The 19,937-nt window shown below is 32.1% G+C and carries 18 protein-coding genes; 3 read left to right on the top strand and 15 right to left on the bottom strand.

All coding sequences use genetic code 11. From position 1 onward, the window contains the following. Positions 1 to 19 precede the first annotated feature (19 nt). Together C7954_RS09565 and C7954_RS09560 are read left to right on the top strand one after the other, a co-directional pair. Entirely contained in the window at positions 20 to 1,243 is a 1,224-nt protein-coding gene (locus C7954_RS09565; RefSeq protein ID WP_134059788.1) for an ISL3 family transposase, read from the top strand. A 126-nt stretch (positions 1,244 to 1,369) separates the two neighbouring features. Next, on the top strand, positions 1,370 to 1,666 hold the full coding sequence (locus C7954_RS09560; RefSeq protein ID WP_134059784.1) for an EscU/YscU/HrcU family type III secretion system export apparatus switch protein: 297 nt from the start codon (positions 1,370 to 1,372) through the stop codon (positions 1,664 to 1,666). 35 nt (positions 1,667 to 1,701) lie between these two features. Here C7954_RS09560 and C7954_RS09555 read toward each other — a convergent pair whose 3' ends face one another. The 3 genes from C7954_RS09555 to C7954_RS09545 all read right to left on the bottom strand — a co-directional run bounded on the left by C7954_RS09555 (position 1,702) and on the right by C7954_RS09545 (position 3,276). Beyond that, positions 1,702 to 2,250, bottom strand: a complete 549-nt coding sequence (locus C7954_RS09555) for a hypothetical protein (protein ID WP_089716831.1) — start codon at positions 2,248 to 2,250, stop codon at positions 1,702 to 1,704. Between the two features lie 142 nt (positions 2,251 to 2,392). Further along, positions 2,393 to 2,848: a chemotaxis protein CheX gene (locus C7954_RS09550; RefSeq protein WP_089716830.1), complete on the bottom strand. Its 456-nt coding sequence runs from the start codon at positions 2,846 to 2,848 to the stop codon at positions 2,393 to 2,395. 17 nt (positions 2,849 to 2,865) lie between these two features. Then, the gene (locus C7954_RS09545; protein WP_089716829.1) at positions 2,866 to 3,276 is read right to left on the bottom strand and encodes a bacteriohemerythrin; all 411 of its coding nucleotides are present in this window, start codon (positions 3,274 to 3,276) and stop codon (positions 2,866 to 2,868) included. A gap of 382 nt (positions 3,277 to 3,658) precedes the next feature. Here C7954_RS09545 and C7954_RS09540 point away from each other — a divergent pair, with 382 nt between their 5' ends. Continuing rightward, complete coding sequence (locus C7954_RS09540) at positions 3,659 to 4,513, top strand: hypothetical protein (protein ID WP_134059781.1); 855 nt, start codon at positions 3,659 to 3,661, stop codon at positions 4,511 to 4,513. A gap of 82 nt (positions 4,514 to 4,595) precedes the next feature. On the opposite strand, the gene C7954_RS09535 is transcribed toward C7954_RS09540, so the two are convergent. The 12 genes from C7954_RS09535 to C7954_RS09480 all read right to left on the bottom strand — a co-directional run. Next, positions 4,596 to 7,637: an efflux RND transporter permease subunit gene (locus C7954_RS09535; protein ID WP_134059778.1), complete on the bottom strand. Its 3,042-nt coding sequence runs from the start codon at positions 7,635 to 7,637 to the stop codon at positions 4,596 to 4,598. Then, positions 7,637 to 8,944, bottom strand: coding sequence for an efflux RND transporter periplasmic adaptor subunit (locus C7954_RS09530; RefSeq protein WP_134059775.1), 1,308 nt, complete (start codon positions 8,942 to 8,944; stop codon positions 7,637 to 7,639). Before C7954_RS09530 ends, C7954_RS09535 begins: the two co-directional genes overlap by 1 nt. Continuing rightward, positions 8,937 to 10,238: a TolC family protein gene (locus tag C7954_RS09525; protein ID WP_089716825.1), complete on the bottom strand. Its 1,302-nt coding sequence runs from the start codon at positions 10,236 to 10,238 to the stop codon at positions 8,937 to 8,939. The genes C7954_RS09530 and C7954_RS09525 overlap by 8 nt, the downstream gene beginning before the upstream one ends. Then, positions 10,231 to 11,274, bottom strand: a complete 1,044-nt coding sequence (locus tag C7954_RS09520; RefSeq protein WP_089716824.1) for a TolC family protein — start codon at positions 11,272 to 11,274, stop codon at positions 10,231 to 10,233. The genes C7954_RS09525 and C7954_RS09520 overlap by 8 nt, the downstream gene beginning before the upstream one ends. Positions 11,275 to 11,408: 134 nt before the next feature. Then, positions 11,409 to 12,059, bottom strand: a complete 651-nt coding sequence (locus tag C7954_RS09515; protein WP_089716823.1) for a Spy/CpxP family protein refolding chaperone — start codon at positions 12,057 to 12,059, stop codon at positions 11,409 to 11,411. 139 nt (positions 12,060 to 12,198) lie between these two features. Then, positions 12,199 to 12,600: a DUF2177 family protein gene (locus C7954_RS09510; RefSeq protein WP_089716822.1), complete on the bottom strand. Its 402-nt coding sequence runs from the start codon at positions 12,598 to 12,600 to the stop codon at positions 12,199 to 12,201. A 37-nt stretch (positions 12,601 to 12,637) separates the two neighbouring features. Next, positions 12,638 to 13,756: a CBS domain-containing protein gene (locus tag C7954_RS09505; RefSeq protein ID WP_089716821.1), complete on the bottom strand. Its 1,119-nt coding sequence runs from the start codon at positions 13,754 to 13,756 to the stop codon at positions 12,638 to 12,640. A gap of 31 nt (positions 13,757 to 13,787) precedes the next feature. Continuing rightward, entirely contained in the window at positions 13,788 to 15,431 is a 1,644-nt protein-coding gene (locus C7954_RS09500) for a glycoside hydrolase family 10-like protein (protein ID WP_089716820.1), read from the bottom strand. Further along, the gene (locus C7954_RS09495) at positions 15,424 to 16,704 is read right to left on the bottom strand and encodes an ABC transporter substrate-binding protein (RefSeq protein WP_134059772.1); all 1,281 of its coding nucleotides are present in this window, start codon (positions 16,702 to 16,704) and stop codon (positions 15,424 to 15,426) included. Before C7954_RS09495 ends, C7954_RS09500 begins: the two co-directional genes overlap by 8 nt. Before the next feature lie 22 nt (positions 16,705 to 16,726). Next, positions 16,727 to 17,620 carry a diacylglycerol/lipid kinase family protein gene (locus C7954_RS09490; RefSeq protein ID WP_134059769.1) on the bottom strand — a complete coding sequence of 298 codons (894 nt, stop codon included), beginning with the start codon at positions 17,618 to 17,620 and terminating at the stop codon, positions 16,727 to 16,729. Positions 17,621 to 17,634: 14 nt separating this feature from the next. Continuing rightward, entirely contained in the window at positions 17,635 to 18,768 is a 1,134-nt protein-coding gene (locus tag C7954_RS09485) for an aldo/keto reductase (RefSeq protein WP_134059766.1), read from the bottom strand. A gap of 239 nt (positions 18,769 to 19,007) precedes the next feature. Further along, a partial coding sequence (locus C7954_RS09480) for an IS1380 family transposase (protein ID WP_134059763.1) occupies positions 19,008 to 19,937 on the bottom strand: 930 nt, incomplete at its 5' end.

Here is a 19,937-nt window from a genome sequence, read left to right as displayed (position 1 = left end):
ATAACAGGAGATGATTTTAATGTTTAATAATATAGATTTATTCACCCAGGCTTTAGGAATTAATGACCCATGGAAACTTGATAAATTAGATTTTAATAAAGATGATGGTCGACTTGATATCTACATTTCTCATAAAAGAGGCAGTAAATTCCCCTGCCCTGAGTGTGGTAAAAAATCATCCATTCACGATACTAAAGAAAGAACCTGGAGACATCTTAACTTCTTTCAGTATAGAGCCTATATACATGCTAAAATGCCGAGAACAAAATGTACAGAACATGGAGTGCTTCAGGTGAAAGCACCCTGGGCTGAACCAGGTTCAGGCTTTACAATGCTTTTTGAAGCCTTCATTATGGAATTAGCAAAAGCAATGACTGTCAATGAAATAGCTGATTTAGTCGGCGAACACGATACAAGACTCTGGAGAATATTAAACCGTTATGTCGATGAAGCCCGTGCTAAAGAAGACTACAGCAGCACCAATAAAATTGGTATTGATGAAACTTCAAGCAAAAAAGGACATAATTACATCACAATATTTGTAGATCTGGATCAATCAAAAATAATCTATATTACTGAAGGTAAAGACTCTTCAACTGTTGATTCTTTTGCCTTAAGTCTAAAATCACATAATGGTGATCCTAAAAACATTAAAAAAGTCTGCTGTGATATGTCTCCTGCTTTTATTAAAGGCGTTGCTGAAAACTTTTCTCAAGCTAAGGTTACCTTTGATAAGTTTCACGTAATGAAAGCCGTTAACAAAGCTGTAGATCAGGTCAGACGCAATGAACAGTCTGATAACAAGGAACTCAAAAAGACAAGATACATCTGGCTTAAAAACAAGAACAATCTAACTAAAAAACAACAGAAAAAGTTCAAATCATTATCTGAGATGAATCTAAAAACATTGAGAGCCTATAATCTTAAATTAGCTTTACAGGAGTTTTGGGATATAGATGACCTCACAACAGCAGCAAGCTATCTACAAAAATGGTATCTCTGGGCGATCCGCAGTCAGCTGGAACCAATGGTTGAAATAGGTCGATTTATTAACAGACACTGGCAGGGCATAATGAATTATATTGAAAGTCATATTAACAATGGAATCTTAGAAGGCTTAAACAGTATTGTTCAGACCATAAAAAGAAAAGCCAGAGGATTTAGGAATTTAAATAATTTCATGACAGCTATCTATTTAAAGTGCGGTAAACTTGATTTTGATTTACCTCAAGCATTTATTTAAGTCTAAATTTATGCTGTATTGAGAGTGTATTTATATTCCATGTTACCATTAATGTTAATATATGACATTTGTGTTACCCACACTAAATAGCGAAGAGCCAATATAAAACTGAAATGAGGAAAAAAGATGGCAGCAGATAGCAAAAATAATTTGGATAAAGAACATCTTAAAAAAACGGTTGCTTTAAAATATGATCACACTAAAGATAGTGCTCCAAAAATTATCGCCAGTGGTAAAGGAAATATTGCCGAAAAAATTTTAAAAAAAGCTAAAGAAGAAAACATCCCTATCAAAGAAGATAAGGATGTTGTTCAAGTACTCGCAGAATTAAATGTTGGAGATGAAATTCCCGAAGAACTTTATACTATTATTGCTGAAATTCTTTCATTTTTTTATGATTTAGAAGAGCTTCAAAGTAAATAATAAGACTTAGATGCTATAATTTATTCAAATTGAAATTACTCTAAAGAAATATCGGCCTGGTACCATTTAATAAAGTCTTCTATAAATTCTGCTGGAAGTAATTCTAAATGAATTACGAGTTCATTTTCAGCATTTATAGTTTTTATGTCATCTGAATTTTCTTCATCATATTTTATAACAAACTTCCTGCCGGCAAGTTCATAAAGTTTATCATCAATATCTTCAAGTTTTCTAAAGTGTGGTATTTCTACATCTTCTCCTCTTAATGACCGAAAAATAATTCTTTCTATATCTTTTCTATTTACCACCTTGGTTTTTAAATGATCATTGCCTTTGACAACTATTGTTCTGTTTGTCAAAATTATTTCTTTATCCCAAACTTTATAACTGCTGATAATAACAGCTAAGGTATCAAAAGCAAATAAAAGTACTGCTGAAAGGTAAATTAAATAAATTAAAAGTTTTTGATAAAATCCAATTCCCGGGTAAAAAAATTGCAGTAAAATACCTGCCATTAAAATTCCAACTGGAGTATAAAGCTTCTCTAAAAATTTATATTTGTTGTATTGATAAGTATCTTCCATATTTGCTGCCTCCATCTCAGTAAATTATTAAAATTTATTCTTGTTATTTTAATTCTGTTATTATTTATTATTCTAGAGATAGAATTATAATCCTGCTTGGTAAAAGAAAAAGCTCCCCGCAGGAGCTTTTAATTTATTCAAATTATTTTATAGCAAAGCTAACATCAAAATCGCCAAGTTCAGTGTTAAAGTTAACCATAAGCACTGAATCGGCTTCAGAAGTAATATTGATTTCTTTTCCGGTTACAATCTGAGGTGGAACAATATCACATTCAAGATCTTGTTCTGATAAACCTACTGTAGCTTTCCCACTTATTATATTACCTAATTCTCCCATAGCAGATGTAACAAATTTATCGAGTGTGTCCATTTCCATACCAGACATTGCAGCTACTACTTTTAGGGCCATTTCTTCAGAAAAGCTATAAACAATTGATCCTCTTATATCTCCAGTCATGCCAATAATAACATTAGCTTCCTTATCAGTTATCAACTCTTCTTGAACAGACATTTTTCCTTTTTCAGGTTTAAGAGATAACATAGTTTCAAAAACTGAATCAGTTGCTGCAATTATTGGATTTAAGTATTTAACATCCATTAATTAATTTCCTCCTTCTATTTAACTGAATTAATATGTTCGCCAATATCCTGATCTGTTGATGCTACATGATTAATCAACCAGGTTAATAACCTTCCACTAAACTCCAGAACAAAATCTTCATCATAGTCATTTTCTTTATATTCTTTTTTAAATTCAGCAATTTCTGCTTTGAAATCTTCATGTATCTTATGATGATTTTCATAGTCTGGATAATTATATCTTTTCTGCAGTGCTTCTTCAGCATTGAAATGTGTAACTACATATTCTCCCATAAAATCTAAAGTTTTTTCAATTTCTTTTCTTTTTTCTTCTTTGTCCTGGTCACTTCTTACAGTTACTATAAAGTCACCTAAACGCTTAAAAAGCTCTTCATGTTGGCTGTCAACAAGTTCTACTCCAATTTTGTATTCATCTTTCCAGATCATTTTTTCACTCCTTTATCGATTATCAAAAAATTTAAGCTTATATAACTTTATTCTTTATAATAATAACTATTCCTGCTTTTAATTTATTTTTTTGAATTGATTTTTGCTTTGAAGAATAAATTATCATCTATATAATCTGCAATCAATTAAAGTTAAATTTTATTGATATCGTAAATTATATGCTAAAAATTAAAAGAGTGAACAGGATTTTCTAATCAAAACTATTTATATTTTAATATATATCAAGACTTTTATCAAATTAATACCAAAAAAATTACTTATATTTATTTTTAAAAAGAATTTTTAAGAATTGTAATTTATAATGAACAAGGATATAATAAAATTAGGAAACTAATAATTTCAAATATAAGGAGGATTAATAATGAAATTAAAATTCACTTCTTTTCTTTTAATCAGCATTTTATTACTTGCTTCGATTTCGGCAGCAGCTCTAGAACTAGATGATTTTGATAAAAATCTACTTGTTAGAGTATTTAAAGATGTTAATGATGATGATTTAGAATATATGGCCAGACTGGGTCTGGACAGTAAGGATATTAGCTTGATTTTATATTATTACAGTAATTCAGATAAAAGATTGGACAGAGATGAACTTGATCGATTGGTTCGAAATAGAGAAAGAATTAGTGAATTCCACAGATATTATGGTTTACCCCAGATTATTTTTGATGACGATTTAGTAAGATTCAGACATCCTAAAAGGGATAGACATTTTCCACCTTTAGATACTAAAAAATATGATAAAAAGTATGAATTTAAAGGTGGCACTGAAATTATTAAGGTTAGAGGAAATAACTATGACTACAAGTATAATAATAAACGAACAGGTGTCGAAGAAAAAATAGAAATTAAAAATCAGAAATATGAATATTATTATAAAGATCGTAATATGATAGAAATGCTTGATGTGCATCATGCAAATAATAAATATAGCTACTACTATAAAAATTTAAATACTGGTAGAACTATCAAAAAATCAGGCAGAGGTAGAGAAGCTAATAAATATAATGTTTACGAAGAATTAAAAGAAAAATATAATAAGATGGAAGATGATGATGACTGGGATGACGATCATGATGACTGGGACGATGATGACAAATATGATGACGATGATTGGGATGAAGATGAAAATGATGATAATAGTGATAACGATGATAATAATGATATCAATGTAAAACTAGATCTTGAAATTGATTTGAGTGATCTTTTCAATTAATCTACTAAATCTTTAAAGTGATTTTTTAAGATTAAAGGGACCAAAATCTGGTCCCTTTTTGATCTGTTCTATTAATTTCACTTTACTCATTATGAACAATTTTTCTTAAATAATTAACTACTTTATTTCTAAATTCATCGACAATATCATAGACAACTGGAATAATAATTAGAGTTAATATTGTAGAAAATAATAATCCGCCAATAACTACTACAGCTAAAGGCTGTTGAGTTTCAGCACCTGTACCAATTCCAACTGCAAGCGGCATCATTGCCAAAACAGTAGTTAATGTTGTCATTAAGATTGGTCTTAATCTTATCGGTGCTGCTTCTAAAATAGCCTCTCGACGATTCATTTTCTCTTTGCGATTATTAATGTAATCAATCATAACTATAGCATTATTAACTACAATTCCAACCAGCATTATGGCTCCAATCATACCATAAGTACTCAATGACATACCGGTAATAATTAAAGCTATCACAGCCCCAGCAGCCGAAAGAGGAACTGTAAACATAATGACAAAAGGATATATTAATGACTCAAACTGAGCTGCCATGACCATATAAACTAATAAGATGGCCATTACCGCTGCTATAATTAACTGAGAAAAAGACTCATCCATCTCCTGGGCTTCACCACCATAGCTTAAAAGGTAGTTTGTCGGAAGATTCAATTCTGCTGCCATTATTTTTTCAACATCCTGCTGGACTTCACCAAGTGCACGTTCAAAAGTATCAGCACTAACAGTAATATAACGCTGCTGATTTTCGCGCTCAATAGCTGAAAAACCACTACCTGGGCCAATTTCGGCTAATTGAGATAATAAAACTGAATCTCCATTTGCTTTAAATATTTTTAAGTTTCTCAAATTATTTAAAGAGCGGCGGTCAGCTTCAGCCAGCTGAATAATTATATCGATTTCTTCTCCAGCCTCTGTTAATTGATCGACAGTACTGCCGTCTAATGCCATTTCAGCATAAGTTATAATTTCTCTTTCAGTAAATCCCTGATTTTGAATTTCTCGCCTGTTTAAATTAACATGAATTTCCGGGTTTCCTCTTTCAAGCGACAGATCAGTATTTCTTATACCCTCAATCTTATTGAGTAGTCTTTCTGCATTTTCACCATAGTTAAGTAGTGTTTCTAAATCTGATCCACTTATTTTAACTTCAATCGAACTACCACTGCCACCTCGCATTGAGCTCTGGGCAGCTACATTAATTCTTGGACCGGCAATGGCAGCAGTTTTATTTCTAATTGCTTCTGCAACCGCTTCAACATCCTGCTGGCGCTGATCCTGAGTAATTAATTCAATACTAAAACGAGCCCGACCATTGTTTACCCTAGCAGTTACATTTTCTATCTCTTTAATCTCTTTAATCTGATTATAAATTTCTTTTGCTATTTGGTCACTGCGTTCAATTGTCGAATTATCAGGCATCGAAACATAAACTCTAATTGAACCCTGATCTGAAGCTGGCATATATTCGGTGGTGATTGGAATAAAACCAAAGTAAATTCCTGATCCAAAAAAGATAAAAAAGACTATTAATCCGACTAGTATTTTATAGCGATTTTTCAGTGCTTTTTTGAGTATATTCTGATAAAAATTTAGATATTTTTTATCTTTTAAGGCATTATTATTTTCATTATGACTAATTTTTAAGGCTTTAGAAGATAACATTGGAATAAAGGTTAGAGCGACTAAAAGTGAGGCAAATAAAGAAAAACTTACTGTTAAAGCCATTGGAGTAAAAAGTTCTGCCATCATGTCTTCAACAAAAACAATTGGAATAAATACTGCAGCAGTAGTTAAGGTAGAAGCAAAAATTGCTGTTGTCACCTCAGAACTACCTGCTTTAGCTGCTTTAAACCTATCCAGGCCTTTTGCTCTTTTTCTATAAATATTCTCCAGGACAACAATTGAATTATCAACGATCATTCCAACTCCAAGAGCAATACCACCAAGAGTAATTGTGTTGATGCTTAGATCTGTAAAAAACATTATTGCAAAAGTTGCTAAAATAGAAGTTGGAATTGCAGTAGCAATAACTATAGTACTGCTGATATTTCGCAAAAATAAGTATAAAATTATTACTGCTAAAATACCACCTATAATAAAGTTCTGCTGTACACTTGCTAGGGAATCTTTGATATATTCAGCATTATTACTGGTAATAACAATTTCTAAATCACTATAACTCTGCTTTAAATTTTCTACAGCAGTTTCAACCTCATTGGCCACAGATACAATATTACTGTCACCCTGTTTTTGAATTGAAAGACCAACACTTTCTCTTCCATTTAAATAACTAATGCTGCTTACATCTTTATAACTGTCTTCTATTTTTGAAATTAAAGTCAGTGGTATTTCATCTCCAGCAGATGTTCTAATTTTAAGATTCCTAATATCATCTACAATTTCAAATTCTCCCTGGGCTCTAACTGAAATTTCTTCTTCTCCCACCATAACACTGCCCAGTCCACCATCCTGGTTTGAGGCTCTAATAACAGAAGCAATCTGATCTAGGCTAATTTGATAGGCCTCTAGCAGGTTTTGATCAATATTTATTTTTATTTCTCTTTCTCGACCACCACTTATTTCGGCAGCTGCTACTCCATTAATCTTTTCTAATTCAGGCTGAATACTATCTTCAGCAATAGTTTTTAATTGTTCTGCTTCCATCCCAGCAATAGAAATTTCCATGATTGGCTCGGCATTGGGATCAAAGTTTCTAATTCTAGGGGTTTCAGCACTATCAGGCAGCCTATTTTCTATTTCTGCCATCAAATCTCGTAAATCATTCTTAGCTTCGGTTAAATCTGTACCATAATTAAGCCGGAGCATTACCCAGGAAAATCCTTCCCTGCTTGTTGTACTTAAAGTATCAAGCCCATCTAAAGTAGCTACACTCTGTTCTATGGGTCTGGTTACCAATTCTTCTACTTCTTCTGGACTGCCACCACTGTAGGAGGTTGTAATCATCAAAAAAGGCATTTCAATATCTGGAGTAAGCTCTAAGGGGAGCATTGTCAAGGCAACTCCTCCAATCAGAACAATTACTAAAATAATCATAGTTATCGCTACAGGTCGGTCAACAGATAGATTTGAAATTTTCATTACTGTTCACCTCCAGCAGCTGTAGTAACTTTAATTCCATCTCTTAAGTTTTCTTTTCCAACTGCTGCAGCTTTTTCTCCTTCTTCGAGGCCTGAACTAATAACAGCATGATCTTCATTTTCTAAAAATACTTTTACTGATCTTCTTTTTGCAGTAGAATCTTTGATAATATAAATATAATTCTCTCCATTTTCTTCTAAAAGTGCATCTTGAGATATGATTACTACATCATTGGCTCTAGCAGTAATTAAACTAACAGCGGCATTCATCCCAGCTTTTATTACTTTTTCTGGATTATCTATTTGCATTTTCACTGGAAATGTATTTCTTGCTTCAGCAGTTCTGGGAGAAATACCAATTATTTCACCCTCAAATTCCTGATCAATAGAATTAAAATAGGCTTTTATTGTTTCTCCTTTTTCTAAATCATTAATATATAATTCACTAATATAAGCTGTTAGTTCGATCTGACTAATATCAGTAATGATTGCTGTGGTATCAGCTGTTATTTTCTCACCTGCTTGAGCGTTAAGATAAGAAACTATACCAGAAATTGGCGTTTTTATTTTCCTGTCATTTTGGTTTTTAACTGCCCTTTTTAAGTTTAGTTCTGCTCTTAATTTCTGTGATTCTAATTTTTTTATCTGTTCTTTTCTGGCTCCTGCTTTTAAAAGTTCTAAAGATTTTTCTGCAGAAATATAGCTGCTCTCTGCAGCAGTTAGCTTGTTTGCGGCTTGCTCTAATTCCTGTTTTGAAATATATTCATCTGCATATAATTCTTTTTGTCTTTGATAATTTTCCTGCTGCAATTTTAATTCAGATTCTGCTTCTTTTACTCTTGCCTCCTGCTGTGCAATTTCTGCCTTTAAAGGACCATTTAAAGCTTCTTCTAAATCTGCTTCCGCACTCTTTAGGGCAGCTTCAGCCTCCAAAATATCCAGCTCTGAATCACTGGTGTCCAGTTCAATTAAAAGATCATTTTTCTCAACTTCATCACCCAGTTGATAGTTAACTGAAGTTATGAAATCTCTAATATCCGAAGTTATTTTCACTTCTTTTTTTGCCTCTGCTTTGGCTGTGACTGTGATTTCGTCTGTAAAGTCACCTCTAAAGCTTTCTACTGTTTCAACAGCTACTGAAGCAGCATCAGAGTCGGCTTCTACTCCCTGGCCGCGTCCGCCACCACCTCCACCGCCACTCTGAGCATAAACTGCAGCAGGTTCAGCAGTAATAAAAAAAGTACTGCTGAAATTAAAACTAACTAAGCTTAATAATAGTGTTAATACAATTATTGTTTTTTTATTCATAGTCTCTCCGCCCCTTATCTAACTTAAAAATTCCTTTATTTAAAGCCTGGCTTAATTTTAGTTTTTCAATTAAAACTCTGTCTCTGCTGTCTTGAAGCTGTGTTAATTTTTGATAAAAATCTATTTCCTGAAGCAGATAATCTTTATCTGTTATTATACCTTTTTTCTGCTTTTCTTCTGCTTCTTTTAAATCTAGTTCTGCTTTTTTTAGTTCCAACTCTGATTTTTGTAGCTGTCTATTGAAATTTGAGAGTTGATTTAACATAGACTGCAGCTCAATTTTCAGCTCTTTTTCTTGATTTGATATTTCTTTCTCAGTTAATTTCAATCTGGCTTCAATTTTTTCTATATTATTTTTTTTAGAACCACTATCAAATAAATCATAACTTAAAGAAACTCCTAATATACTCTCATCTTCATCATAATCATAATTTCCGCTTAAATTTAGTTCAAAATCAGATCTTGCCTTAGTATTTAATTCATTTTTTAGAATTTCTATATTTATATTTTTGGCTAAAAGTTCACTGTTTTCTTGAATAAAAAACTCATATAACTCTTCAAATTGATACGAGTTATAATCAAAAACAAAAGCTTTTAGCTCTGATTCTAATTTTTTTCTATCTTCCAGCAATAGACTTTCTTCTTGGGTTAAATTTAAATCAACTTCTAAACTATCTTTCTGTTTTTCAAATTCATTTTTTGAATTTAAATAAGAATTTTCTGCTTCCAAAAAAGAAATTTCTGCAGCCAGCATTTCACTTTTAGTAATTTCATTAATTTCTGATTTTCTTCCCGCTCTTTTTAAAGCCAGAGCAGCATCATTTTTGGTTCTAGACAAGTTTTCTACTTCTTTTTTTTGATTTAAAAGATTTAAATAATCAGAGCTAAGTTCAATAATTATTTGATCTTTAAGTTTTAAATATTCAGCTTCAGCTAAAATTATTTCTTTTTTAAGTTCAAAATATTGATTTTCTAATTCACTATTAGTGCCTGGTAATAAGGGATAAGAAAAGCTAAAGTTATAATTTTCTCTGCCCTGGTCATCTAAAATAGCTCGTTGGGAAATCTCAGCTCCTGAAAGAAATTCACGTTTAAAGTTCAAATTTGCTCTACTGCCATCATAAACTGACTGTTCCGAAAAACTATTTGTATAAGAATTTGAATTATTATCTATTTCTCTGCTTAATGCTTCAAAAAATGCTGCTTTTTCTGCTGCTGCATTAGGAGAAATTGTTAGAAAAAATGTTAAAATTAATAGACTCAGAACCATTGTTTTAAAGTTTTTTTCAGTCATTTAAAATCACTCCAGCCTCAAGACCAGCTGTTTGGGCCAGTTCTTCAGCAGCCTGATAATAATCTAAGATTGAGTTTAAATACTGATATTTTTGAGTTAAAAAAGCAGCCTCAGTTTCTAAGACAGCAGTTTTAGTTATTATTCCCAGATCATATTCTTTTAAACTCTGTTGGTATACATTTTCTGCCCTATCTTTTCTTTCTTTTTGAACTTCAATTTTAGCCTCTGCCTGAGTTAAGGTCAGATATTCTGCTTTAATTTGATTTTCCAATTCTTCTTTTTCATTTTCATAATTTTTTTCTGCTTTTTCAATAGAAATTTCAGCTATTTTTTGATCAATTTCAGCTGCATCAATATTGGAAACTTTATTTTCTATTTCAGCCAGTTTAGTTTCTGATTCAGCAATTTTTAACAAAAAACTGTTATCAAAAGCTGATTTTAGAATTTGGGTTTCTTTGATATTCCAATAATTAATCTCTTTAACTGATTCTAATTCAATTTCATTCTGAAGACCTAATTCATTTTTAAAATTAAGTTTCTGCAGCTGATAATTATTTTCTAAGTCTTCGACAATAATCTGCTTTTCTCGGTAGTCATTCTGCTGTTCTGTTAATTCTCTTCTATTAATATCTTTTAACTGAAAGCGTTTCTCCATTTCTGCTAAAAGCCTTGCTTCTACTTCCAGCTTCAATTTTTCTGCTTTCTTTTCTTCAGCCAACGATAATAGCCTTAAATAATCATTAATAACAGATTTAATAATATTACTTTTTTTGCTGCGGTAGTTTTCACTATTATTAAAAAATCTAATTTCAGCTTTTAAAGATTCAGAATTTATTTCAGCCGCATTATTTTCAGCTCTTGTCTTTATTAATTCCAGTTCTGATATTTGCTGCTCAAATTCTGCAATTTTTAAATCTTTATTATTTTTCTCAGCCAATTTAACAGCATCAGTTAATGATAAATCTGCTGCTTCACTCAAAGGTGAGATAAATAAAATTGCTAAAATGAATAAAATTATTATCTGTTTTTTTAGCATTTAACTGCCCCCCAAAATTATTAATAAAATAATTCCTACTATTATAATAATTTTCTGCAAAAACCATTTAAAACCTTTAAAAGGCCGGAAAATATCCGGCCTTTTTTAAAATATTATTTATTTTTTAAATTTATTTAGTGGCAGAAACCGGCTCCATATCCAAATCCTCTATTAGATCTAAAGCTACCAGTTCTTCCACGATCGTTAAAAGATCTTCCCATCATTCCATAGCCATATTCGTCAAATCCATGGTGGCCAAAAGCTCTGTTGGAAAAACTATTTCTGCCATAATCCATCTGAGATCTTGGACCAAATTCATTGTTATAGCGACCTTGGAAACGTTCTTCATAATTTAAACGATTTTCTTCAATTTGCTGTAGTTGTTCTTCTGTCATTACTGCTTCTATATTTTCCTGGTGAGCAATTCTTTTTTCATCCATTTCAACTAAAACAGTTTCTATTTCATCTTCTACTGCTCCAATTTCTGCATAAGATGCTCCTCGGAATTCTAAATCTCTTATTTCACGGTTTAAATCCTGTAGTTGAGCTCTTAAATCTGCAGTTTCATTATAAAATTCTTCTCTTAAATCAGCAATATGATTGATCTGTTCTTCACTTAGTTCAACTCTGTTATAGCCAACACCATAATCTCTTTGATCCTGATTGTAACGGGGTTGATTATTTGCAGCTCCCATTTTAGACTGTGCCCCCTGAGCAAAAACTGCACCTGTAAATACTGTTCCTAATAAAAGCATCACCAATAAAGTTGTTAATAATTTTTTCATATCTAATTCACTCCTTAAGTATTTTTTATTTGCTTTTCTTAACTTCTGACTTCATTATAAGAGTGAAATATGAAGGAATTATGAATTTCTTAAATTAATTTTAAATTTTTATCGAGGTTTTCTGTTTTTTAGTTTTTTATCATATCTTAAAATAGTTAATTAAAAGATAAGTTATCAGTGAAGTTAGTCCACATAATACACTACCCCAGATAATATCGATCACAGTAATCATCACAGGCCAATCTTTGATAGTTGCTAGATTTGTCATATCATAGGTAGCGTAAGTAATGAAGCCAAAGAAAGCACCAACACCTAAGGCATATTGCCAGCTTGATAATTCTACTGCTCTATTTATTACAAAAAAGAGCAGGCCAGCTATATAAAAGATATAGAATACTGCAGCTGCTGTCATATTAAAATTATCTTTAAGTAAAAAGCCAAGCTGCTCTCTGTAGAGATTTTTAGCTACGGCACCTAGCCAGACAAGATCAACAGAAAAAAAGACTACAATTGCAATTAAATATGATTTTATATAAAACATCTTTATTCCTCTTTTCTATTTCTATTATTTTATATTTTCAATCATCTTCTACTTTAATATTTTCTAACTGTCTGACCCGTAAGCCTGTCATTACATCTGAACGAGTGATTATGCCTTTTAATTCATCACCTTTCATAACTAAAAGTCTTCCAATATCTTTTTGAAAAAGTAATTTAAATGCCTCAAATAATTCATCTTCTTCTTTAACACAGTGTAAATCTTTATTCATTATACTTTGAACTGGAGTATTGCGATATTCATCCTGAGGAATCTTTTTTGCATCTTCCATTGTCACTATCCCAACCACTTTTTCATCTCTTAAAACAGGAAAACCAGAATGTTTGTCAGCAAGCATTTTTTCGATTAAGCGGTGAATACTCATGTTTACCGGAACTGTTTTTACATCTGTTGTCATTAAATCTTTTACTTTTAAATTAGAGAGAGCAAATTTAATATTACTGAATTGATGTTCCTGTGATGCTCCAATATAAATGAAAAAAGCAATAAAAACTAAGAGAAAGTTCCCGCTCATAAAACCAAAAATACCAAAAACCAAGGCAAATGCTTTCCCAACTCTAGATGCGATTTCAGTTGCCCTTCTAAATGATGTTTTTTGAGCAATTACAGCCCTTAACATCCGACCACCATCCGATGGAAAAGCAGGTATCAAGTTAAAAATAGCAAGGAATATATTTAACTGACCTGTATATAAAATGATTAAACGCAGATCTTCAAATATAAATGTTGGAGCAAAACGAGCTGCAGCCACACATAGAAAACCAATAAAAAGACTAGTTAAAGGACCACTTGCTGCAATTTTAACCTCATTTTTAGGATCTTTAGAAATTTCTTCAATATTTGCCAGTCCTCCAAAAAGCATTAAAGTAATATCTGTTGTTTTAACATCTTTAGTTCTAGCTACAAGTGAATGTGCCAGTTCATGAATTAAAATACTGATAAAAAGCATCACTGCCATGATAAAGCCTAATAAATAAGGGTTTAAAATCAGCTCTCTCCTGGCAATGTCCGTATTTTCGGTTAGATAAATAATATTACTGCCAAAGGCCCAGGCAAAAAACGGCAAAACCAACAGCAAACTAAAATGAATTTTTACAGGTATTCCAAATAAATGACCAACTGTAAAAGAATTTTTCATTTTTATCACCCCAATCCAGAAATGATGAACATTAATAAAGTCTTTTTTGATCCATTAAATAATCAAAGTCTGCTTTTAAAACTCTCATCACATTTTCAGAAAGCTCTATCTTATTATCAATGATAAATTGCTCAAATTTAACATCAATTTCTGAATCAGCTTGAGCTGCTTGATTTAAATAGCCTCTTATTTTGATAATGGAAAAATTATCAATTTTATTTTTTTCTTTAATCAACTCTAGCCTTTTTAAAATTAATTTTTGTATGCTTTTTAAAGAAGCTGCTTTGTTTTTATAAGGTAAAAGGGCTGCCTCTGAATAAACTCCCTGAGATAAACTATGGTAATCATTTGCTGTTAAATGAGCTGCTGCAAATAAAGAAGCTCCATTTGGATTTATTCTATTGACTTCTTCTACCTGATCTATTAATTGATCGGGGGTTAATTTAAAAACTGAGATACCAGGATAGAGTGGATCAGTTAGCACATTTCGATCTTCTTTAATCCAGCGTCTTAATTCCGAAAAGAGGTTTTCTGTATAGGTCATTGGAACTACAAAATCTACAAAATCTTTTTCAAGCCAGAGCGACCAATCCTGTAACGCCCGATAGCGAGCTTCCTCTCTTCCTGGGATCACATCAGCTGATATCAATAACTTGGGATCAACATTTTTTAGCTTTTTAGAAACTTCTTTTACCATTTCAGTAACTAAATTTTCTCTATATTTATTCCAGAGAGAAAAATCTGAACTGGAGCTTTTTATTTGAAAGGGATCCATTCCATATTTTTCTTTAAATCCTTCTACTGTACTTTTATCATAACCAAAACTACCTCTATATTCTTCTGGAAAACGAATATAATCTAGATTAATTCCCTGGATATCATAATTTTTAACTAAATATAGGTATCTCTGCTGCAGAAAATCTTTTACATCCTCTCTGGCAGGTGAAAGCCAGGTTGAATCATGATAGCTGACAATATTACCTTCTTTGTCTTGATTAGCCCATTCCGGATTTTCAGTCAAAATTTTGCCCGGACTGCCGCTTGTATTCTCATTAAAAACCCAGACCCAGGGATGGATTTCTATCTTTCTTTTTTTTGCTTCTTCAATTAAAATTTCTAAAGGATCTTCTTCCCAACTGCTGAATTGGGAATCTTGTTCAAATAATTTATTATCAGGAATAACTGCTTTTCCCTTATAAAATGTTTCAGGAAATATCACATTAAAATTTGCTTTTTGAGCCCTATCTAATAATTTTTGAACTCCAGCTCTACCATTTAATCTGGCAAAAGTTCCATTGTCCAGCCAGAAGGCTCTAAGCTGTACTGGTTTTGATTCTATAATTTTCATTCGTATTTCGTCGGATTTATTGGTTATAATATATTCTAATTCCTGGACTTGACGATCTCTTTGCTGCTGATATGCCTGAATAAGTTCCTGGTATAGACTATCTAGTTCTTTTAAATTGGATTCAACTGTTTGCTTATCTATAATCCTAAAGTCAGATTCAGCTTCTTTTAAATTTTTATCCAAATTATTTAAAGCACGTTCTGCATCTCTTAGCTCTAATAATGACTTTCGATATTCCTTTGGTTCAAAATATGCAGCTGAACTGAGGGAATAAACAAATAATACTGCAGCAACAATTAAAATTATAAATTTTATTTTCCTATTCATTATTATTCTCCTCATTTAAGATCTGATTCCATTCTTTTTCCATATTAGTTAAGGCTTCTTCAGCAGTAATTTTGTTAGCAAATGCCTTAGCAAACTCCTCATCTAATACTTTGATTAGTTTATCTGCTTTAGGGTGGATTAAAGTTAGATCTTTACTTTTTGGCAGCTGTTCTCGTAAAATCTTTTGAGCTTCAGTTTTCAAAGCTTTTTTAGACTCAATTTTTGTGATGATTTCTTCTTTTTCTGTTTCTAATTCTGCACTATCATCTACAGCAGAAGATAAGATTGAAGTTCTCTGACTAAATTCTCGCTGTGATGCCGGTGAAGTTATCAGTGCGGCAAACTCTGCTGCTTCTTTTTTATGATCCGCTCCTTTTGGAATAACTAAATTCATTAACGGGGAATTAACTATACCATCTTTAGCTGTTGGAATAACCGCCAAAGCTGTTTGTTCCCTCAAATAATCTGACTCGTTTTCAATTTCATCTAAAAATTGTGGTGCAGCAAATAAGATGGCTAGGTCATTTTTTTTATAGCGTTCTAAGGCGACATTGAAACCAGAGTTAAGAGTATCTTTTGGAATTACACCGGCTTCAGCTAATTTTTGGTATCTAATGATTATTTCTTCAGCAGCTTTAGTGTTAAATGCTGCTTTTTCTCTTTTATTATTATCTTCAAATAAATCTATCCCTGCCTCTATAAACTCATGGTGAATTTTTAATTGGGGCATTAAAGCATAGATTCCTGTTTTTTTAGTTATTTCTTTAGCAGCTGCAAATAACTGCTCCCGGTTATTAATAACTTTTGTTGGATCTAGACCTGCTATTTTAAATATTTCCTGATTGTAGACCATTAATTTAGAACTAACATACCAGGGGAAAGCATAGTATTTTTCCTGATATAACCCATTTTCCCAGAGCAGTGGATAAAAATTTCGACTGTAATCCTGCTCTAAATCAGAAATTGGATATAATAAATCTTCCTGCAGCAGTGAAGACATTAATTGGGGTGAAAGATTAACTACTTCTGGTGCATTTCCTGCTGCAATTCGATACCGAAGTTTTTGATTAATCGAAGAAAAATTTGTATCTTCCCAGATTATCTTATAAGCAGGGTTTTTACTTTCAAATTCATCAATCTTTTTTAGAAAATAATCATCATGTTGCGGTCTTAAACTAATAGTCCAAAATTCTATTTCTTTTTTTGCTTGAACTGCTGTAGAAAATAATAGAATTAAGATTAAAACAAATATTATTTTTTTTGAATTCAGCATCTTTATGCTCCTTTATCTTTAATTAAACTGTAAAAACCTTTTGAGCTGAAGGAATTAATTTTATTTCTAAAGGAAAAGCTGGCCCTTTTTCTCCATCAATATTACAGTGTATTTCTTTTTCAGCATTGAGTATCGTTATTTTTAAATAGTCATCTTGTAAATAAATCAAATTATCATTTTTAATATCTTTACCATTAAATAAATCCGCTGCAGCTGAACTGAGTTTTATAATATTACCTGTTTTAACTGCTAATAAATCAAAAAGCCCATCATCAATTGAAGCCAGTTTGGCTATGTTTTTAAAACCTCCAGCATCTTTACTATTAAAAACGAAAAATCCTAAAAAATCACCTTCAATTACTTTGTCAGTGCTTTCGATTTTTAATTTCATTGATTTAATATTTGGTAGCTCTTTTAATCCCTGCAGATAGTAGGCCGCTTTACCAAGCTTGTTTTTCATATCTGTTTCCGTACCATGGGCTATCTGGGAGATAATACCACCTAAACAAACATTTAAAAAGTATCTATCATTCACTTTTCCCACATCTATTTCTCTAATCTTCCAATCTAAAATCCTTTTTATACTTTTTTCGATATCCTGAGTCATCCCCAAAAATGAAGCAAAATCGTTAGCAGTACCTGCTGGAATTATGCCTAAAGGGAGATCAATCTCTTTTGTTTGCAGTAAATTTAATATTTCACTTGCTGAACCATCTCCCCCGGCAACAATAACAGCTTCAAATTTGTCATCAATATTTTTTAAACCTTCTTCAAAATCGCCTGGCTCCATACTTCTAAAGATATCTACTTTAAAACCAGCTCCCTGAAAATACTTTAAAAACATGTCTAAAGAAGAATTAAAACTTTGATCTCCAGCGGCTGGATTGTAAATTAATTTAACCTTTTTATTAAGCATTTAATCATCTCCTATTAAACAGCATCTTCAAAGTATTTTTCTACTTCTTTTAAAAGTTCAATAATTTCCAAGTTTTGTGGGCACTGCGGCTCACACTGTCCGCATTCTACACAGTTGCTGGCTCTAGCTGTTTTATCCATTTTCAAATATTTTTCTTTCATTTCTTCACCTGTATCAAGCAATTTGGCTTTATTATATAAATAAAAGTTTCGTGGTATATTTACTCCTTCAGGGCAGGGAAGACAGTATTCACAGCGGGTGCAGGTGATTGGTCCTCTCATTTCTTCTGCTGCTTTTTCCATCATTTCAAACTCAGATTGACTCAATAATCCTATCTCAGATTCAGAAGCTGTCTGCAGATTTTCTTTAAGCTGCTGTAAATTGCTCATGCCGCTAAGTACTACGCCGGGTTCTTTTTGGCTCCAGACCCAGTGTAAGGCCCACTCTACAGGGCTACGATCTTTATTTTCGGATTCAAATAATGCTTTTGCAGCCTGTGGTGGCTCCTGTGCCAACCAGCCACCTCGAATTGGCTCCATAATTATTACAGCTGTTTTCTGGTCATAAGCTTTTTTTAGTCCTGCCTGACCTGCCTGGTATTCTGTATCTAAATAATTATACTGAATCTGGCAAAAATCCCAATCATGGGCATCCAAAATCTCATTAAATACCTCGTGATTGTCATGAAAAGAAAAACCTAGATAAGAAATCTTACCTTCTTTTTTCTTCTTTTCTCCCCATTCAATAATATTAAGATCTTTAACAATCTGCCACCGCTCAGTATTTAGAGCATGGAGAAGATAAAAATCAATTTTTTCTACCTGAAGTTTTTCTAACTGCTGTTCAAAATATTTATCTAAGTCAGCTTCTGTTTCACATTTCCAGACAGGAAGTTTAGTCGCTAAATAAACTTTGTCCCGGTATCCATCTTTTAATGCTCTACCTACAACCTTCTCACTTTCTCCCTGATGATAGGGCCAGGCTGTGTCCACATAATTAATTCCATTGTCAATTCCATAGCGAATCATTTCAACTGCTTCTTCTTGATCAATATTTGCTGAATTATCATCTATGACCGGTAAACGCATAGCACCAAAACCGAGTGCCGAAACTTCTAAATCAAGCTCACCTAGTTTTCTGTACTTCATTATTTTAGTCCCCCATTTTTTATAATAAATATTTAAACTTGAATTCGGCAAGTAAAAAGTTAAAGTAGTTCTTTTTAGATTTTTGCCGTTAAAAAATCATTTCAATCTATTAAAATTAAAGATTTAGTCTTAATTTAAATAACCAGTTAAATAAATTATCCAGCTTCCAGATTTTAGACGCACTTAACTAAACTATGGTTTTCATAGCTTAAAAATAAGTCTAAACTGTACTGGTGGTTTTAATTTAGGACCACCTTCTTTCTAAAATCTGTTAACGCCTTTCTAAGATGTGTAATTGTTTTTTTCAGCAGTTTATTTGGGGCAAAGCGGATGTGTTTGTACCAGCCACTGCCGCAGATATTACCTGCTATTTTGTAAAATATTCTTCTGATCGTTGTTATCTCATGATGGTGCATACTTTCAGGTAAGAAAGTTCTTTTAAACCAGTTATTAAGGTTAAAAGCAATCATTTTAATCAGTAAATACAGTTCATTACATTTGCGATTAATCTGAGTGTTCTGGTCAAAGGCAAAACCTTCTTTCAGCTCGTCAATCTTGTTTTCAATATTACAGCGTTGGTTGTAGTCATTGAATACTTCTTCAGCTGTTAGATAGTCAACATTAGTAACTATGGCCTGATATTCATAGGTGAACTCTTCAAAAAGAAGCTGACCATTTTTGTTGTTTTTTGGTAATGATTTTTTGATTAAAACAAATCTACGCTCTCTATCCCAGCTTTTTAGTGGTACTCTAATTTCAGTAACACTAAATGTGTTATCAATTTTGACCCAGGGATATTGATCTGGATTCTCATTAACATAATCAATAATCTTTTTGACACCATTTTGCATTTTAGCTTTGATCACATATTCGATACCGTTATCTTCACAGTATCTGAAGTTTTTCTGGTCAAAGAAACCTCGATCTGCTCTGATCCTTTTTAGATACCAGGTTTTAGGTAGAGTCTCAATACAGGATTCTAAAAAACTAAGGAATTCATGGTTGCTGTGATGAGTGCCTTCTTCCAGTGTCAGGTTAAGTAGTTCATCAGTCTTAGAAATGATACCAACTTTTTCTTTAAAAGAAGGTCTGCCTTTATATCTTGGATTATATCCATTTTCAGAACCTTCCTGATTACCAAAAACAGTACAGACTGTATCATCAAAGTC

Source organism: Halanaerobium congolense, assembly GCF_004366375.1.
GTDB lineage: Bacteria > Bacillota > Halanaerobiia > Halanaerobiales > Halanaerobiaceae > Halanaerobium > Halanaerobium congolense.
This window is presented reverse-complemented; position numbering and strand designations above follow the sequence as displayed.

Coding starts and splice junctions, on each gene's coding strand:
- C7954_RS09565 (WP_134059788.1), top strand. CDS start 20: ATGTTTAATAATATAGATTTATTCACCCAGGCTTTAGGAATTAATGAC.
- C7954_RS09560 (WP_134059784.1), top strand. CDS start 1,370: ATGGCAGCAGATAGCAAAAATAATTTGGATAAAGAACATCTTAAAAAA.
- C7954_RS09555 (WP_089716831.1), bottom strand. CDS start 2,250: ATGGAAGATACTTATCAATACAACAAATATAAATTTTTAGAGAAGCTT.
- C7954_RS09550 (WP_089716830.1), bottom strand. CDS start 2,848: ATGGATGTTAAATACTTAAATCCAATAATTGCAGCAACTGATTCAGTT.
- C7954_RS09545 (WP_089716829.1), bottom strand. CDS start 3,276: ATGATCTGGAAAGATGAATACAAAATTGGAGTAGAACTTGTTGACAGC.
- C7954_RS09540 (WP_134059781.1), top strand. CDS start 3,659: ATGAAATTAAAATTCACTTCTTTTCTTTTAATCAGCATTTTATTACTT.
- C7954_RS09535 (WP_134059778.1), bottom strand. CDS start 7,637: ATGAAAATTTCAAATCTATCTGTTGACCGACCTGTAGCGATAACTATG.
- C7954_RS09530 (WP_134059775.1), bottom strand. CDS start 8,944: ATGAATAAAAAAACAATAATTGTATTAACACTATTATTAAGCTTAGTT.
- C7954_RS09525 (WP_089716825.1), bottom strand. CDS start 10,238: ATGACTGAAAAAAACTTTAAAACAATGGTTCTGAGTCTATTAATTTTA.
- C7954_RS09520 (WP_089716824.1), bottom strand. CDS start 11,274: ATGCTAAAAAAACAGATAATAATTTTATTCATTTTAGCAATTTTATTT.
- C7954_RS09515 (WP_089716823.1), bottom strand. CDS start 12,059: ATGAAAAAATTATTAACAACTTTATTGGTGATGCTTTTATTAGGAACA.
- C7954_RS09510 (WP_089716822.1), bottom strand. CDS start 12,600: ATGTTTTATATAAAATCATATTTAATTGCAATTGTAGTCTTTTTTTCT.
- C7954_RS09505 (WP_089716821.1), bottom strand. CDS start 13,756: ATGAAAAATTCTTTTACAGTTGGTCATTTATTTGGAATACCTGTAAAA.
- C7954_RS09500 (WP_089716820.1), bottom strand. CDS start 15,431: ATGAATAGGAAAATAAAATTTATAATTTTAATTGTTGCTGCAGTATTA.
- C7954_RS09495 (WP_134059772.1), bottom strand. CDS start 16,704: ATGCTGAATTCAAAAAAAATAATATTTGTTTTAATCTTAATTCTATTA.
- C7954_RS09490 (WP_134059769.1), bottom strand. CDS start 17,620: ATGCTTAATAAAAAGGTTAAATTAATTTACAATCCAGCCGCTGGAGAT.
- C7954_RS09485 (WP_134059766.1), bottom strand. CDS start 18,768: ATGAAGTACAGAAAACTAGGTGAGCTTGATTTAGAAGTTTCGGCACTC.